2 pseudogenes are annotated in these 382 nt (G+C 31.2%); one reads left to right on the top strand and one right to left on the bottom strand.

From position 1 onward, the window contains the following. A pseudogene (locus IDG60_RS03035) lies at positions 1–122 on the top strand (CPBP family intramembrane glutamate endopeptidase); the annotation flags it as partial. A gap of 24 nt (positions 123–146) precedes the next feature. Here IDG60_RS03035 and IDG60_RS03030 read toward each other — a convergent pair. Next, positions 147–382 (bottom strand): annotated as a pseudogene (locus tag IDG60_RS03030) (helix-turn-helix transcriptional regulator); the annotation flags it as partial.

Here is a 382-nt window from a genome sequence, read left to right as displayed (position 1 = left end):
TATCCATCATATTAGTTTTCACTTATTTAAAATCTGGAAGAAACCTAGGTTCAACAATTGCATTACATATAGCAAATAATTTTGTTTCTTTCGTTATATCAGTAATAAGTATTTATGCGTAGATAAAACCCCATCGACTCCATAGTTTAGGAATCGATGGGGTTTAAAAATTGATGATAGTTATCAATGGATATGTCTCTGGTTTGAATCGTCTTACCGAATGAATACGAAATATCTATAATATTTTCAATTTCGAGTTCGGCAGTTTTGTCTTGAGCAATGTCATAAATGACTGCATGCCAATGTCCATGTTTACACAAAAGGCCAATAAATATAACGTTTTCAGCTTTAATATTATCATCAACCCTATGATCTACTAACA

This window comes from Staphylococcus sp. EG-SA-2, assembly GCF_017152085.1.
The sequence above is the reverse complement of the archived record's forward strand: the minus strand, read 5'-3'. Positions and strand labels throughout refer to the sequence as shown.